At 42.7% G+C, this 15,913-nt stretch carries 17 protein-coding genes and 4 pseudogenes; 10 read left to right on the top strand and 11 right to left on the bottom strand.

Features of this window, described 5'->3' with window-relative positions; all coding sequences use genetic code 11:
* Positions 1–221: 221 nt before the first annotated feature.
* The 5 genes and pseudogenes from LYNGBM3L_RS25185 to LYNGBM3L_RS25165 all read left to right on the top strand — a co-directional run bounded on the left by LYNGBM3L_RS25185 (position 222) and on the right by LYNGBM3L_RS25165 (position 3,550).
* Complete coding sequence (locus tag LYNGBM3L_RS25185) at positions 222–1,196, top strand: Rpn family recombination-promoting nuclease/putative transposase (RefSeq protein WP_008188154.1); 975 nt, start codon at positions 222–224, stop codon at positions 1,194–1,196.
* A 74-nt stretch (positions 1,197–1,270) separates the two neighbouring features.
* Positions 1,271–1,690 (top strand): annotated as a pseudogene (locus LYNGBM3L_RS25180) (Uma2 family endonuclease); the annotation flags it as partial.
* A 53-nt stretch (positions 1,691–1,743) separates the two neighbouring features.
* Positions 1,744–2,235, top strand: a complete 492-nt coding sequence (locus LYNGBM3L_RS25175; RefSeq protein ID WP_008188152.1) for a Uma2 family endonuclease — start codon at positions 1,744–1,746, stop codon at positions 2,233–2,235.
* A gap of 61 nt (positions 2,236–2,296) precedes the next feature.
* A complete protein-coding gene (locus LYNGBM3L_RS25170; protein ID WP_008188151.1) occupies positions 2,297–2,686 on the top strand; it encodes a hypothetical protein in 390 nt (129 codons plus the stop codon).
* 123 nt (positions 2,687–2,809) lie between these two features.
* Positions 2,810–3,550: a sulfotransferase-like domain-containing protein gene (locus tag LYNGBM3L_RS25165; RefSeq protein ID WP_008188150.1), complete on the top strand. Its 741-nt coding sequence runs from the start codon at positions 2,810–2,812 to the stop codon at positions 3,548–3,550.
* A 242-nt stretch (positions 3,551–3,792) separates the two neighbouring features.
* Here LYNGBM3L_RS25165 and LYNGBM3L_RS25160 read toward each other — a convergent pair whose 3' ends face one another.
* From LYNGBM3L_RS25160 to LYNGBM3L_RS25135, 6 genes are all read right to left on the bottom strand, one after another.
* Positions 3,793–4,536 carry a CmcI family methyltransferase gene (locus LYNGBM3L_RS25160; protein WP_008188149.1) on the bottom strand — a complete coding sequence of 248 codons (744 nt, stop codon included), beginning with the start codon at positions 4,534–4,536 and terminating at the stop codon, positions 3,793–3,795.
* A gap of 133 nt (positions 4,537–4,669) precedes the next feature.
* Positions 4,670–5,053: a cupin domain-containing protein gene (locus LYNGBM3L_RS34275; RefSeq protein ID WP_008188148.1), complete on the bottom strand. Its 384-nt coding sequence runs from the start codon at positions 5,051–5,053 to the stop codon at positions 4,670–4,672.
* Between the two features lie 65 nt (positions 5,054–5,118).
* Positions 5,119–6,873 (bottom strand): beta-eliminating lyase-related protein, encoded by a 1,755-nt coding sequence (locus LYNGBM3L_RS45210; protein ID WP_008188147.1) that lies wholly within the window; start codon positions 6,871–6,873, stop codon positions 5,119–5,121.
* A gap of 33 nt (positions 6,874–6,906) precedes the next feature.
* Positions 6,907–7,749, bottom strand: a complete 843-nt coding sequence (locus LYNGBM3L_RS25145) for a TauD/TfdA family dioxygenase (RefSeq protein WP_008188146.1) — start codon at positions 7,747–7,749, stop codon at positions 6,907–6,909.
* A gap of 18 nt (positions 7,750–7,767) precedes the next feature.
* Entirely contained in the window at positions 7,768–8,949 is a 1,182-nt protein-coding gene (locus tag LYNGBM3L_RS25140) for a TauD/TfdA family dioxygenase (RefSeq protein WP_008188145.1), read from the bottom strand.
* 53 nt (positions 8,950–9,002) lie between these two features.
* Complete coding sequence (locus LYNGBM3L_RS25135; protein ID WP_008188144.1) at positions 9,003–10,313, bottom strand: DUF3326 domain-containing protein; 1,311 nt, start codon at positions 10,311–10,313, stop codon at positions 9,003–9,005.
* A 266-nt stretch (positions 10,314–10,579) separates the two neighbouring features.
* Between LYNGBM3L_RS25135 and LYNGBM3L_RS25130 the strand changes: the two are divergent.
* The 4 genes and pseudogenes from LYNGBM3L_RS25130 to LYNGBM3L_RS46670 all read left to right on the top strand — a co-directional run.
* Positions 10,580–10,924, top strand: a pseudogene (locus LYNGBM3L_RS25130) (Uma2 family endonuclease); the annotation flags it as partial.
* Between the two features lie 60 nt (positions 10,925–10,984).
* Positions 10,985–11,251 carry a hypothetical protein gene (locus LYNGBM3L_RS41705; RefSeq protein WP_008188142.1) on the top strand — a complete coding sequence of 89 codons (267 nt, stop codon included), beginning with the start codon at positions 10,985–10,987 and terminating at the stop codon, positions 11,249–11,251.
* A 34-nt stretch (positions 11,252–11,285) separates the two neighbouring features.
* Positions 11,286–11,441, top strand: coding sequence for a hypothetical protein (locus tag LYNGBM3L_RS44290; protein WP_008188141.1), 156 nt, complete (start codon positions 11,286–11,288; stop codon positions 11,439–11,441).
* 156 nt (positions 11,442–11,597) lie between these two features.
* Positions 11,598–11,837: a type II toxin-antitoxin system VapC family toxin gene (locus tag LYNGBM3L_RS46670; protein WP_324293511.1), complete on the top strand. Its 240-nt coding sequence runs from the start codon at positions 11,598–11,600 to the stop codon at positions 11,835–11,837.
* Positions 11,838–11,847: 10 nt separating this feature from the next.
* On the opposite strand, the gene LYNGBM3L_RS25115 is transcribed toward LYNGBM3L_RS46670, so the two are convergent.
* The 3 genes from LYNGBM3L_RS25115 to LYNGBM3L_RS25105 form a co-directional block, all read right to left on the bottom strand.
* Positions 11,848–12,288 (bottom strand): hypothetical protein, encoded by a 441-nt coding sequence (locus LYNGBM3L_RS25115; RefSeq protein ID WP_008188139.1) that lies wholly within the window; start codon positions 12,286–12,288, stop codon positions 11,848–11,850.
* A gap of 25 nt (positions 12,289–12,313) precedes the next feature.
* The gene (locus LYNGBM3L_RS34270) at positions 12,314–13,078 is read right to left on the bottom strand and encodes a methyltransferase domain-containing protein (RefSeq protein ID WP_008188138.1); all 765 of its coding nucleotides are present in this window, start codon (positions 13,076–13,078) and stop codon (positions 12,314–12,316) included.
* A 104-nt stretch (positions 13,079–13,182) separates the two neighbouring features.
* Complete coding sequence (locus LYNGBM3L_RS25105) at positions 13,183–13,986, bottom strand: 2-hydroxyacid dehydrogenase (RefSeq protein ID WP_229414691.1); 804 nt, start codon at positions 13,984–13,986, stop codon at positions 13,183–13,185.
* 95 nt (positions 13,987–14,081) lie between these two features.
* On the opposite strand from LYNGBM3L_RS25105, the pseudogene LYNGBM3L_RS25100 reads away from it, so the two are divergent.
* Positions 14,082–15,425: pseudogene (locus tag LYNGBM3L_RS25100) on the top strand (IS701 family transposase).
* Here LYNGBM3L_RS25100 and LYNGBM3L_RS41700 read toward each other — a convergent pair.
* Both LYNGBM3L_RS41700 and LYNGBM3L_RS38865 read right to left on the bottom strand, forming a co-directional pair.
* The gene (locus tag LYNGBM3L_RS41700; protein WP_229414689.1) at positions 15,405–15,569 is read right to left on the bottom strand and encodes a hypothetical protein; all 165 of its coding nucleotides are present in this window, start codon (positions 15,567–15,569) and stop codon (positions 15,405–15,407) included. The pseudogene LYNGBM3L_RS25100 and the gene LYNGBM3L_RS41700 overlap by 21 nt on opposite strands.
* Positions 15,570–15,642: 73 nt before the next feature.
* Positions 15,643–15,913: pseudogene (locus tag LYNGBM3L_RS38865) on the bottom strand (hypothetical protein); the annotation flags it as partial.

Genomic DNA, 15,913 nt, shown 5'->3' with positions numbered 1-15,913 from the left:
GTGGCACAGGCTTTGGCCTTGGCCTTTTGGCCTTTTGGCCACGCTACGCGAACGGCCACGCTACGCGAATGGCCACGCTGTGCGAACGACGCTGGGACTTAACTCAGATTAAACCAATCCTTACCTTTTTTATTCAAAAGTTCCGTAGCGCATTAGCTAATAGCTGAATGCTTACAAAAAATTAACTAACAACTAAACGGTTTAATTAACCCTGTAAAACCATGAGATTCATTAGTCCTAAAACTGACTTTGCTTTCAAGAAAATCTTTGGATCAGATCAGAGTAAAGATATTCTGATTTCCTTCCTTAATGCCATGATTTACTCCGGTAATTCTGTCATCCAGGATTTAGAAATTATTGACCCCTACAGTGCGGGGGATGTGGTTGATTTAAAAGACACCTATCTGGATGTTAAGGCAGTATTAGAGAATGGAACGACTGTTATCATTGAAATGCAACTCTGGAATGTAGAGGCTTTCGAGAAGCGAGTCGTTTATAATTTGTGCAAAACCTACGGGAATCAACTTAAATCCGGACAGGGATATTTCGATCTCAATCCGGTCATTGCTTTAACTATCACTGATTTTAAGCTGTTCCCTTCAACAGAGAAAGTCATTAGCAGTTTTTACTTTCAAGAAGAAGAAGACCACTTGCCTTATCAGGAAAATGAGTTAAAAATGGTGTTTGTGGAACTTCCCAAATTTACTAAGCAGCTGGAAGAGTTAGAAAGTTTGGTAGATAAGTGGATCTATTTTATCAAAGATGCTCCCAGCTTAGAAGTTATTCCTGATCAGATGAGGGAAATACCACAGCTGGAACAAGCTTTAACTATAGCCAATCAAGCGGGGTTGAGTGTGTCAGAATTGGAAAAGATCCGCAAACAGGAGATGTTCTGGGAGGATAGGCGAGGTGCATTGAGTCTAGCGAAAAGGGAAGGACGAGAAGAGGGAATAGAAGAAGGACGAGAAGAGGGCAGAGAAGAGGGCAGAGAAGAGGGCAGAGAAGAGGGCAGATTAGAAGGTGAAAGAAGCTTACTATTGCGACAGCTTGAGCGCCGCTTTGGAAAACTAACAAGTAATGCCTTCGCATTGCTTGAAGCCTTGAATTCCCAAGACCTAGAACGCTTATCAGAAGCAATCTGGGATTTTAAGACCAGTGAGGATTTACTCAACTGGCTCCAAGAGCACTCTAACTAACGGTAGCTATGCCTTAGTTGCCTAAAATCAGACTAGACCTCTTGGAAAAATTGGGAATCAAAACCGATTACTGTATGGCTGTTACTCTCCTACTCCAACAACTTACCGTTCCCCCAGGCCAAAGACTGTTGATTCATAACCTAGAGTGGGCTGAATTTGAGTCTGTTCTAGAAGAACTAGGGGAACATCGCTCTGCCCGTATTGCCTATAGCCACGGAACCTTAGAAATCAGAATGCCTACCCCAGAACACGAAGTCGATAAAGAACTGCTCGGTGATTTGGTTAAAATTTTGCTTGATCAGTTAGAAATCGACTGCGAGTGCTTTGGTTCCACTACCTTCAAGGGAGAAAATATGGACAGTGGCATTGAACCGGATCAATGCTTCTACATCCAAAACCACGCTAGAATCCGAGACAAGGGGCGCGTCGATCTTACCCTTGACCCACCGCCAGATCTAGCCATTGAAGTGGATGTTACCTCCAAGACTCAACTGGTTTAACAGTAAAAGACTTAGAAAAACTGCAAGCTGAACATCCTGATTATCAGATGGAACTAGTGGCTGGAGAAATTATTGTTATGAGTCCTTCAGGTATAGAATCAGATCAAGTAGCTGCTGCAATTGTTGCCCAGTTATCAAACTGGGTACGACCTCGTAGACTAGGCAGGGTAACTGCTTCTAGTGGTGGTTTTCGTTTACCTAACGAAGATGGAGATGTCCGCACACCCGATGCTTCTTTTATCCTAGCTGAACGTTTACCTCGCACTACAGAAGGTTACGCGGAGTTAGTTCCTGACTTGATGTTTGAAGTTAAATCTAAGAGTGGCAGTTTGGCTAAATTACGCCGGAAGATCCAGCAATTTCTGGAATTGGGAACTCAAGTTGGGGTGTTAGTGGATCCGAGAACTCGCACCATGGAAGTTTATTGCTTTAATCGAGATAAGGTTGTGCTGGGGGATGGGGATGTGCTGGAAGTACCGGAATTACTTCCTGGGTGGGAATTGTCTGTAGTGGAAGTTTGGGCTCCTGAATTTGATTGATAAAACCAGTTTATTATTCTAAGGTATTACGTTAATTTTGAATGTTTAAAAGGTATTTTATATGATTATAACGAATGTCAATATTAGTCAAAAGTCTCAAGAAATTTTGAGAAAAGCGGCGGCGGAAAAACGAATGTCTGTAGAGGATATGGCTTCAGAAATATTAAGCGATGCAGCGCCTTCACGCGGGGGTCTCCCCCACTCGCTATTGCATCAAGACAATGAAGCTATTCAAAATAAGCTTTCCGGAATTGCCACTATTGGTGAAGTCAAAAGCGATGCAGCGCCTTCACGCGGGGGTTTCCCCCACTCGCTATTGCATCAAGACAAGGAATATCCTATCTTACCATTGGCAAACAAGCAGCCCTACGCATACTATGCCGATCCTGAAGAGCCAGCTATCCCTCTAGAAGACTGGGATATGGAGAAGAGTTCTGAAGAGGTTTTATGATTTTTATGGACACTCATATTTTTGTTTGGTGGAATCAGAACGATCCTAAACTGACGTGCTCCTTATAAACTGTCCTCTGGTAACAGAGGCATTGACTCTAACATCTACTATTGAGATCTAGCCATGAAAAAAATTTTGGTATTATGGACAACTTTTCGATCAACATCCACCGCTTTTAAAATGATGATGCAAGCAAGGGGAGACTTTATTGTTCTTCATGAACCCTTTAGCCTATACTATTTCGGTAGCGAGGAAAGGAAATCTGATCGCTGTGCAAAAGCTGAGATTAATCCAGCTTATAATTTTCAACCCCTATTCCAAGACCTAATCAATAAGGCTCAAAGCCAACCTGTCTTTATTAAAGATATGGCTTTATATATTTACGAGCGAGCCGATGAAGCTTTTTTATCCCACTTTAACCACACTTTCCTTATTCGCCATCCTGCCAAAAGCCTTCCTTCTCTATTTGCCGGTTGGCCTGACTTCCACTTAAGTGAAACTGGGTATGCAGAACTTTACCAATTGTTTGAAGTCACCAAAGCCTTTCTGGGACAAGTCCCCCCCCTCATTGACTCAGATGACTTGGTACAAAAACCAGAGGCCACGATTAAAGCTTACTGTGATGCTGTAGGAATTCCGTTTATGCCCCAAGCGTTAAAATGGGATCCTAAGATATGCTCTAAAATATGGACTCTTCCATGGGAAGGAGATTGGCACACTTACTTACAATCGAGTCGGGAATTTAAAGAAAGGGACAGAAAAAATTACGTTAGTGTTGAAAACAATGAACACTTGAAGCAGGCCTATGACTACTGTTTACCTTATTACCAAAGACTTTATGAACATCGACTGCGGATTGAATAACCACTTTTAACTACAGACTTTAAGCAATGAAAAGAGTAGTTTTTATCCTTCGTAGGGGAAATGGGTAGTGGTGCATTGTAATGATATCGGTAACGGTATGGTGAGGGTTTCAGCCCCCACCCAGCATCACTATGCAGGACTACCTAATCTTCTAAGTCATCAATAGAAACTTTACACTTAAACCTCTTTTTTTGCAAATCGTTTATTATTTCGTTTATTCTAGATTTGTTAGTCATTGTTATTTACATCCTTTTTAACATCGAATTCCAATTCTTCGAGCCGTTATAACCAAACAAATCTTGATAGTAAGTATCAATTAAGTACTCATTTTGATGCTGAATCATCCAGTTTTTGAGTAAATCAAGCTTACATTTCATCCGTTCAATAAATTCTTGATCTTCCCAATCTGACCAAGCCTCCCATAAAGCTTTATTTGTGTCTTCAATAATTAAATAATCTCCATTTTGTAACCCATTATTATGAAAATAATCCAGTATCCCGACTAAATTAACATGAGCATCTTCTATGATTAACCAAGGATGAGGAAGTGTAGAAAGCAGTGTGGTCGATAAAACCAGATCGATCTGGTTACAATCGCCTTCCAAAAATTTTATCTTGGGTTGGGCTTTGGCTTTTTCATCAAGTAAGGATAAATCGATATCAACAGAGTAGACAAGACCTTCAATCTCAAATAACTTCAACTGATCTGCTAACCATACTGCACTTCCTCCAGTATCTGCACCAAGTTCAATAATTGTCTTTGGTTGGAGTTCGTAAATCAGCATTGGATAAAGGGCAATTTCTATAGGACTTTTGTCCATTGGTATCCCTTTCCAGGTTTGTAAATGATAGTTTTCAGTCAGAGGTCTCCAAATCCCCTTGGGAAGGGAGCAGATATCTTCTCGATCAGAAATTTTGACAAGTCTTTTATTCTGTGAGATTTCTTGATCAGATCTAATGAATTGATCAGCACTTTGATTCTTCATTGGGATCACTCCTCAAACAGATTTAACTGGGTGCATCTCATTTTTGAAGTTTGACCTCGTGGTGCGTTACGGGACGTACTTCCACAAAACTGGCTACAGCTTGCTTCTTGGCGAGTCCGTCTTATCACGCACCCTACGGCACTTTTTTACAAATATGAGATGCACCCGATTTAACTTTTGGTGATCGTATTTTCCCCTCTTCAATACCAACCCCATCTTCATTCCACTGCCAATCAAAAGCATAGATCCAATACAGACAGGTGGAATTTCCATATCTAGTTTTGTGAGGTACTTTAGCAGGTATTTTGAATATTTCACCAATGGGAGGATAGTAAGTTTGACCTTGAAAATAAATCTCCATTTCTCCTTCTATAAGGATAATAAATTCGTCAGTTTTATGACCTGGATTTGACCAAGATTCCACAGAATTTGTTTGATAAATTTCGCATTTAAAACCTTTTTGTTCCCATTCTTTTTTTAATTCTTCTAAACCTAGATTAATTTTTGATTTATTCATGGTTTTTCCTGTTATGTTAGATATTTACTCACATTAAAAGAGAAATGGTATATTTGGACTTAATATCAGTTATTAAGTTTCCTTTTTTTTAAAGCAAGCAGATACATCAACTTGGCTTCGTCATATATCGGAAAACCCTCTTCACTAACTAATGTCCACGGTAATTTATCTAAGTCTATCTGCATTTTACGGCGATAGTCTTCCCGTATGGTTAATAAAAAAATTCCCTCCTCTTTTAAAATACCGAATAGATTGTTTAAAACTGCAACTCCAGCATGAGCATAAGCAAAAACTCCTGCTGCAATAATAGCATCAAAAGTTACTGAATTGCTAAAAATTTGGGAATCTTCTAGATTACACTGATGCAGACTTTGATATACTTGTCTCTCTTTAGCGATCGCCAGCATTTTTTCTGACAAATCCGCAGCAGTCAGATTAGTATATCCCTGTTGGGCTAAGGCTTCACCCACTAACCCTGTCCCAGCACCAGCATCTAAGATTGTGGCATCTTTCTTAGGAAGCAGTTTGCTTAATGTCCGTGCTATGTTGCCAGGCATAAAAGACCAATCTTCTCTTACATCTGCATCATAGGTATTTGCCCAACTATCGTAATTAGTTTTTAATTCCTCAGTGCTTTGGCTATCACAAATCATAGATAACCAAGGTCTTGTTTCTGAAATATCTTTGCCTTGTTCTCTGGACATCTTATGTTCTAACGCAATGGCATTTTCAGATCCCACCGAAGCCATAGAAAGAGAATAAAGCTTGCGGATAAATAGATCAATATCTTCCGGCTGAGTATCGAAATTGGTCATCCATCGAACTAATCCAGTAGAACTATCCCAAACATAAAAATGACAAACATTAACCAGAGCTTCGATCCAATTAGGTGGAATTTTCGCAAAGACAGCATTGGTCTCAACAGGATATACTATCTCAACTTCAGGTATGGTAGATACTTGTTCAGCAAGATACTTAGCCATTTTGTTTTCATGGCTAGCATTTTGCAGCCAGTGGTCATCTTTGAGTAACGCTAAAAACTGGGCGGCGATAAATCGAGCTTTTGAAGGCATCTGCATACTTTGTTTCCAGATAGCCGAAAAATTCCGACATAACGAGGGGTCAGAGTTAGTAAAGATGACTGCTTCTCCCATCAAAAGCCCATTTTTAGTTCCACCAAAAGATATAGCATCAACACCGAGTTCCGTCGTTAGCGCACCCAAGGAACAATTAAGTGAAGCTGCAGCATTGACAAGACGTGTGCCATCCATGTGAACCCTCATACCCTGCTGATGGGCATATTCCACTAAAGCTAAAATCTCCTTGGGACGATACACCGTTCCAAGTTCCGTGGACTGGGTTATGGATATCACACGAGGGATAGAGGCATGAACCTCCTCTTGCCAATACAAGTAACTTTCAATATCTTGAGGTCGCAGATGCCCATCAGCGGTTTCAATCGGAACTAACTTACTACCAATGAAATTCTCCACAGCCCCACATTCACTATGGTAGAGGTGTGCTTTACTAGAACAGAATATGGCTTCAAAAGAGCGACACAAACAAGCCAAAGCGAATACGTTGGAACCAGTCCCACCGAAAGTAAAAAATACCTGACAATCAGCCCCAAAATTTCTATGGAATTGTTCCATAGCTAAGCGCGTCCACTCATCTTCGCTATAGGCATGAGCGTGTCCTTGGTTAGCGGCTAGGATAGCCTTCATAATTTCGGGATCGACTCCAGCCTCATTATCTGAGGCCAGACCTCTGATCTTGGAATTGACTGGGGATTTTCGATCGCTTTGGGAATTCATCGGCATTTTTAATAGGAAGTATTACTCTAGAAAGTTGTTCTAAGTATTGGTTCTAAGTATTCTCAGTCGGCTTTCAAAGTCTTCCATATTTAAATAGCAGTTTACCATGCGTCTTTCCCCTTCATAAGCTAGTCGTCCATGCAAAAGACGCCAGTTGTCAAACAAGAGAACATTTCCAGGAGTGAGGCGAAAGCGATATTGATTGGCTGGGTCATCAATAATTTTACGCCATTCCCAAAGAGCCTCATAGACCTGTGTCGTTTGTTCTCCCCAGTAAAAAGGTGCGCGATCCATGTGATTGAATCGAATTCGTTTTACCTGGTTTTCAGCATCAAGTTTAATTAGAGGTTGCCTTGTTTCTAAATGGGTATCAACTTCTAAATAGTGCCCTGGCATATCAACCTTGGTAAGCAAGGAGAAAGCGTCAGGATATGATTCCCGGAGAGTTTGGGCAGCATAGAAGCCATCTATGAAAATACTCTCTCCACCAATATAATCGCGATCGAGAACGTGAAATACAATCAGTCCAGGGGGGTCGTAGGAATAAGTTCCATCGGTGTGGGCTGCCAGATACCCATTGGAATAGGCGCTATCAGCATGGGGTTCGCTAGTATCGGAGTCAGCAAAACCGCCAAAGATATCCATCCTAATATAAGCTACCCGTTCAATCAGTGCTCGGGTTGACTCACGATTAGGTGGTGTATTTGATACCATTCCCAGACCATAACAGGCAATATTCTCTAACCATTTTTTTAATCCCCTAGATTCACTCATTACTTCATTGAAAGTGACTGTGGGTAGCCCATTAGCAAATGTGTTGGCTGTCCAGAGGATTAAATTTTTGGGAGTCGAACTTTTGTCAATGGTGCTTAAGGTTGTCATGCTTAAAATTTTTATACTTTAAACCCCTTTCTTTTCACGAGCCTGGGGAACTGGACGTTGATAGGATTTGTTCTGAATTACGCGCAGACGACTATGGAAATCTTCCATATTTGACATACAGACAGCAAGGTGATGATTCCCATCCATCGCACTACCACCATGCAAGACACGCCAATTATCCCACAGCACCATTTCTCCTGGATTTAAGCTGAGTTTTCGATGTTGGGATTGCTCCTCAACCCATGCCTCAAACTGCTTCAAAGCAGCTTGCAAGGCTTGTTTGTTTGGCAAATCCTGCTCAGCAACAGCAAGTTGTGCTTTCGGATTGTAGCGTATACGCTTGAGTCGATCATAACTATCTAGGGTCACAATCGGATCTGAAGCAATCAGATTGATATCCTGCCTCAGGTACTGATAAGAAACAGTATTATTTTGTAATAAACTTAGAGTCTGGGGTGCTTCGCTTTTGATTCTGTCAACAAGCGCCAGACCATCAACAAAAATCATTTCCCAGGGTGAAATAGTTTGGTCGAGGCATTGAACCAGTTTGATACCTGGTGGGTCGTAATTAAAAGCTCCATCGGTATGAAGATGGGTTTCATCATAGTCGGAATTACTTGATGGTTTAATTTCGACTATGTCCCCCAAACTACTTTGCCGCAGATAGGCAATTCGGTGCATAAGTTGAGCCGCTTCAGCTTTACTCGCCTTGGCACCAATCACTTTACAGACTCCGACTTGGGTGAGATGTTCAACCAAGTGCCTTAATCCGATATCTGTGTCAATGACACTTCGATAATCAAGACTTGGTAAATCATTACTCCAGTATTTTCGTTCATCTACTGCTACGGAGTTTTCAAGATTAAGCATTCTCCATAGCCAATCATAGGAAAAGTAACTTTTGTGATTATCCTGCCATTGAATTATCAGCCCTGCGGTATCAGTATCTACAAGGACGTCTTCCCAGCTAAATCTCTCCCAGCCAATGAATACATCAAATTCTCTCTGGGCACTAGAAGTGAAACACTCACTACATTGACAGTGATCTCGCAGCCACATCCACGGTAAGCTTACCCTATCTAAATTATTGGTGACTTTATAAACCAAATCCACTTCGATGCCTTTGTCACTAGTCTGCCAAGATTGAACTTGAACCTTTTGAGATGATGAAGATAATGGGGATTTTTCAACACAATTCATGAAAATGAAACTTACTCCTCTAAGCTTTATACAATATAAAGTTTCAGGCTTTGCTACAGAAAAATCGGCTGAAGTTGCGGCATCGGGCGAATTGTACTTTCCACTGCAATACCATTACGTAAGGCTAACAGTAATCCCGCCGCCTCCATGTAGCTATTGACACGATATATCGGGTTGCCCTGAGTTTCGATTTGCAATCTTTCAGGAGTAATATCGTACTTAGTGGTATTATCTTTGATTAAGATTACGGGCACACCTTGGTCTAAACACGCTAAAAACGGAATATTACCCACGGTTGTTTCTGGCATTACCACCGCCGAAACATTCTCCACCGATATCCTAGTTTCCCCTGCGGCTACGGGAGTATCAAACCTTACCGGACGGGGAGAATTGATTAAACCATTGAGGGGGGAACAAACATAGGCACTGGAAATTAATTCTGCTCCATCCCTAGGGTCTACTAATTTCCCAAATCCCGTATGTTCCCACTCCAATAATAAGGGAGCATGGGCAGCAGTAAAGGGATAAAAATTAGTGAGCATGTGGGTCATAATTGCTTCCGCACCGCCCCAAGGATTGGGGATAGATTCCCCTCGGTAGTAAGCTTGACGTATTTTATCGTCTACTTCCAAAGTGGTCATTAAAGCCACCGCCCTAGCCGAAGAACTTTCCACCACATCTAGAGCCTTCATCAACTCGTCCATACCTTTAAATTCCCCGGAAGCATTACCATACTGGGAATAGGTACAGGCGGTTTCCACTGGGCCACCAGTTACCACTACTGGATCAATATTAATTCCCCCCACAGCGCGCAAGCCATTGAGAGCATTAATAACATTATTTAAAAATCTCTCATCTCTTGGCTTTTCAATAATCGCTGCGATGTTTTTGCGCTTTTCTGGAATCACTCCAATATTACCCAGTAGTAACTGACAAATCAGATTCCCTTCCAGATAAAGCACATTATCCTGACCGAAATAGATATCCGACGCAGTAACGGCATTGGGATTGGTGACCAGATAGTCACAAGCGGAGGCTAACAGATTGGTACTAGGAGTAGCATCTCCCGCAAAACCACCAATTTCTGCTCTGACTCCGGTGGGAATAATACTAACTGCGACAAATGGTTGGTTAGAAACCCGTTGACGAATATTAATATCAAGTAATGATGACCAAACCGGCTCTCTGTCTGTATCGATAAAGCTGGATTCAAAGGTGAGTGTGTCTCCTTCAACCTTGGTTAAAATCAAGCGAATGGGAACACCTGGTAAGGGAAGCGCAGCAATTTTTTGGGAAATTTCTCTCCAGGTGCGCTGTGAGGGAGGGCATTGGATTTCAAAATCTTTGGTATAGACTTGGGTCATTCTCTATATTTACTTATCTAACAACTTATTCAGCCAATGGTATGAATTTTACCCTAATCATCGACTGCCTTACGAATTAACTCATTAGGTCTAATTCCCATTGATTCAGCAATGGAGAAAACCTAGGGGAATCCATCTTTGAGCGTTCATTTCCTTGCCTCCTAAGTTTTCCACTTAGCCATAGTATCCTAAGAATTAATTTTCATGGTAAAAAAAATTGTTAAATTTTGTAAAAAAACCAGATCAGAATGGGGTGAATCCCTGTTTTGATAAACGAAGATGGAGATGTTCGCGCTCCCGATGCTTCTTTTATCCTAGCTGAACGTTTACCTCGCACCACAGAAGGTTACGCGGAGTTAGTTCCTGACTTGATGTTTGAAGTTAAATCTAGAACTGATAGTTTGGCTAAATTACGCCGGAAAATCCAGCAATTTCTGGAATTGGGGACTCAAGTTGGGGTGTTAGTGGATCCGAGGACTCGCACCATGGAGGTTTATCGCCTCAATCGAGATAAAGTTGTGCTGGGGAATGGGGATGTGCTGCAAGTGCCGGAATTGCTTCCTGGGTGGGAATTGCCTGTTGTTGAGGTTTGGGCACCTGAGTTTGATTGAGAAGACTGTTTATTCTTCTCAAGTATTAGATTAAGTTTGAATGTTTTAAAGGGATTGAATATGTTTATAACAAATATCAAAATCAGTCAAAATTCTCAAGACATTTTAATAAAAGCGGCGGCGAAAAAACGAATGTCTGTAGAGGATCTTGCTTCAGAAATATTAAGCGATGCAGCGCGGTCTTGGGGAGGCAGCGCGGTCTTGGGGAGGCAGCGCGGTCTTGGGGAGGCAGCGCGGTCTTGGGGAGGCAGCGCGGTCTTGGGGGTTTCCCCCATGAGCGACTGCCGTGGTCTCCCCCATGAGCGACTGCCGTGGTTTCCCCCATGAGCGACTGCCGTGGTCTCCCCCATGAGCGACTGCCGTGGTTTCCCCCACTCGCGCTTTGCATCAAGACAAGGAATATCCTATCTTACCATTGGCAAACAAGCAGCCCTACGCATACTATGCTGATCCTGAAGAGCCAGCTATCCCTCTAGAAGACTGGGATATGGAGAATAGCGATCGAGAAGTTTTATGATTGTTCTGGACACTCATATTTTTGTTTGGTGGAATCATAACGATCCTAAACTGACCAGTTACCACCGTGAGGTCATTGAGAATGAGAGACCAAATGGATTAGGAGTTTGTACGATAAGTCTTATTGAGATAGCAAGACTAGAAGCGTGCAGGCAGGATAATTCTTCCGGTATCTATTCAAGAATGGTTTGAAATTGCCCTAGCACAAGAAGGAGTTATTCTTTTTTCTATCACTCCTGCGATCGCAGTTGATGCTCAATCACTACCAGGTGATTTTCACAAAGACCCGGCAGATAGAATAATTGTCGCAACGGCGAGATTATCTAATTGTTCTATAGTGACAGTAGATCAGAAAATATTCAATTATTCTTATGTTAATGCTATTCCACCTACTTAACATTCAGTGGTCAGCCGAATACATTTTTTGATCCTTCATCCAGATGTTGTACATGGCCCACGTTGAACAGAGCAGTCTGTTCTAGACCTGTATTAACTTGGTACTTTAACTCAATTATGTTAAATCTCGGCTCATCCGGATCTCGGCTAACAGTAATTGTTCCCACTACCCGATCGCCCGGTGCAACTTTTAAGCTCTCTTTGAGGGGGTATAGTTGCTGACCCCAGTGGCTGTAAGTTGGTCCAGGCCCAGTATCGAGAACGACTCCGTTGGGAAAATCTGTGGTGAACCAGCCAAGAAACCCTTTAATTTCAGCGTGTTTGCTGATAGTGTACTCAAAATCCTGGCTGAACTGGAGGAGTGCGGTCGCATCGACTGTGGCACAGTCAAACTCAAGCACTTTCTGTGGTGCTGAGGCGAGATTGTCTGGGGACAAGTAGTTGACGCGCATACTAAGTAGTCGGACAAAACTAAAATTAACTCTTTACATAGGGAGCAGGGAGCAGGGAGCAGGGAGCAGAGGGACTTTTGGCCACTTTACACAAGTTAATACAGTAATGTTTATTTTTGTCCAGGTACTTATTTGTCAAAAAGTAGTCTGACAAATCCTGAACCACCTCCGAAGTGAAAATGGAATAGTCCACATCAAGACTCTGAAGATTAGTAACCGTTTCGTTCCACTCTGCTATCTCTTTTTCCAGCTTGAATCTGACAAAATCGGTGCGATCGCGATCGTTATCTGGTGCATACAGTCCAAGGATAATTGTGGCACGGGAAGGCAACATCAATCCACCTGGTTTTAGCCATTTGTCGCGAGCATATGCCACGCTATCAAACATCGATTCTTTGAGCAAAAAGCAGCCCATCCATTCGCTGACAATTACATCTACGGGTTCGGGTATTTCCACCTCCTCTACTTTTGAGTTGAGAATTGTCACGACATCTGACACATTTGACGACTGAACTAACCGTCTAGCAAGTTTAGCAGCATTACTAGCGTCCACGGCGTAAACACGTTTTGCACCAGCTTTAGCGGCCCAAACAGCTAATACACCTGTTCCAGTACCGACATCAAGGACGACCTTGTCCGCGATCATTTCCGACTTGTTCTTGAATATAGCTGAGTGATAGGCTTCCATCCTCGCGCTATCTTCTAACATGATTTTGTGCGATCGCATTGAGCCATACAAATCAAAGTATTTGAAAGCCCTCTCGGGCTGGGTAGGTTGTGTTGCTTCCATAAGATAGCTCCTTTGTTTTAAAATCAAGGTGGATTTAGTGGATCGTCAAAGACTATTTCTTTGGCATATACTTAAGCACTATTGAGCCAACACGCAATTAAGACTTAGTAGCCCCGGTTGCGATCAATTGCATTCTCCAATGGTCTTCCCTCACGACTGCAATCGATTGTATCCACAATGCGAGCGGCTAGCTCCTTAGGGTTACCCACAGCAGCAATATGGGGAGTTACTATAATGCGCGGATGAGACCAAAAAGGATCGTCATTGGGCAAGGGTTCCTGATGGAATACGTCCAAACACGCCCAGGCAATTTGACCTGAATCTAATGCACTCAATAAATCAGCTTCTACCAAGTGCTTGCCTCGACCGACATTAATTAAGTAAGCCCCGGTCGGTAAAGCTGAAAACGTTTCATGGCAGAGAATACCCTCGGTTTCCGGCGTTACGGGCAGCAAACACACAATCGCCCGACATGTGCTCAAGAAAAGCTTAAACTGTTCGCGCCCGTGAAAGCACTCCACTCCAGCCATTGCTTTTGGTGATCGACTCCATCCCCGCACGGAAAAACCCATAGCTGCTAGCTTTTTGGCCACCGTCGAACCAAATACCCCTAACCCCAAAATCCCCACTGTAAATTCTTTAGCCTCTGGTACCGGTAGATATTCCCAGCGTCGCGATCGGTGCAATGCTTGATACTCGATAAATCGCCGTTGAAACAGCAAAACAGCTAGAGTGACATACTCCGCTATTTGCTGAGTTTTGCCCTCCGAGAGCAGACGCACAATCGGGATATGCTTGGGCAGATCTGGGTCTACTAAAATCCGATCTACGCTGGCTCCTAGGGATATAATCAGCTTCAGATTAGGCAATTTTTGCATCACTCCCAGTGGGGGCCACCATGCCAGCACAATCTCAATCTCATCTAGTGGGACTTAAACGATAAAAATACAAAAATTAGGGTATAATCTATGATAGAAGAACGTTTCACGTCGAAATTGCCCCCATGAGAGAAACTAGCCCCTCTGCGATGCCCCCTTGCTTTGAAAAATGGTGCAAGCGTTTCGATGATTGCTTCAAAACGAAGGCTCAAAAAACCGGGTTTAGACACGCTCATTGGGGGATTATTAGGGGAAAGTGAGAGAAAAAACCTGACACAGATCGCTGATAACGCGATTGGAGTAGTTTATAACCGATTACACCATTGTCTTGATGCAGTCGCTCATGGGGGAAACCCCCAAGACCGCGCTGCATCGCTTCTTAACCGATGCCCCTTGGTCAGGGAGTCAAATCAATGAACGCCGTTTAGAGTTGATGAACAAATGTTCTCTTTCCTCGGATCAGTCGGGGATTTGCATTGATTTTGGACGACTCAGGACATAGAAAAAGTGGTAACTTGACTGACGGAGTGGGAAGGCAATATATCGGAGAAATCGGAAAGACAGACAATGGAATAGTCTTAGTAACAACCCATCTTTACGATGGCAAAAAAAGCTTACCATTAGACCTAGAGTTGTATCAACACGCGACTTCCTTACCCAATGGAAATAAAGATGAAGAATTTAAGAAGAAGCCCGATTTAGGGATAGAGTTAATTGACCGGAGTTTAGCCCGAGGATATCGTCCGGGAATCGTCCTAATTGATGCGGGGTATGGCAATAACACAACCTTTCTCAAGAAACTGGAAGAAAGGAATCTAAAGTATTTAGGAGGAGTGGCAAAAAATCGGAAATTAATTATAAAAAATGAGTTAAATATTGAGATAGAAATACGTATAGACGAATTAGCGAAAAGCCTATCCAAAGAGGAGTTTGAGGAAGTTGAACTCAACTTAGAGAAATCGAAAACCGTTTGGGTGGCAACAGTGAAGGCTCAGATATCTGGTCTAGAAGGAGAAAGGACAATGGCTATCGTCATGAATGCTAGTTCTTGGGAAGAAGCAACAGACATTGATTATTTGATCACCAATGTTGATTCAGATAAAGTAACAAAACAGTGGGTAGTAATGACCTACTCTCAAAGAAATTGGGTGGAAGTATTTTATCGGGAAGCAAAGGGTTGGCTAGGGTTGAAAGAATACCAAGTCAGGGATAAAAGAAGTCTATTTCGCCATTTTATCCTAGTATTTTGTGCCTACACTTTTATTCTTTGGCATAAGTTAACTGGGGGATTACGAAGGCGATGGGCTAACAAACCTTTGACTACTTTTACAGAAGCCTTGGAGGCTTTTCGTACAGCTATGTCTTTTCGTTTCTTTGTTCGCGTAGCGTGTGCAAAGCACATATGGCTGACTCACAATCGGCAGGTGTTTGCTGCTTATAAAGCCAGTTTAGGCTTCATTTGGGGTTGATTTTTGTTTAAGTCCCACTAGTTTCCCGGATTCAGGCCAGATTCGCAAATCTAGACCGGCCTTGCGTTTCTTCAACTCTGCGGTTAATTGTGCAAACCATTCCTCTAAATCGATGTTTGCCAGTAGTAGCACTGCCATATTCATGTCCATTCGCAGTCAACTCAAGCTTAAGTCCGAAGTGTGAAGGGAGTGCGTTCGCGTAGCGTAGCCCTTTGGGCTAATCGCCTTTGGCGCGGCTGAGGCCTTTGGCCACGCTTCGCGAACGCCGATCGCAGATCCCAGAATTGACCTTTTCAAGGAACTCGGTTATCCTTAGCACTCCTTCGGACACATCTTGAGGGCTTTTAGTAAAGTTGACGCGCAAAAAACCGGGGTCGGTTTCAGCAAAATCCGTTCCCGGAGCAGTGGCAAGTGCATAGTCTTTGGCTAATATCGATGCTGCTTTCATGGAGTCCATACCTTCAGGCAGCGGTATGATACCATAAAAC

The organism is Moorena producens 3L (assembly GCF_000211815.1).
Taxonomy (GTDB): Bacteria; Cyanobacteriota; Cyanobacteriia; order Cyanobacteriales; family Coleofasciculaceae; genus Moorena; species Moorena producens.
This window is presented reverse-complemented; position numbering and strand designations above follow the sequence as displayed.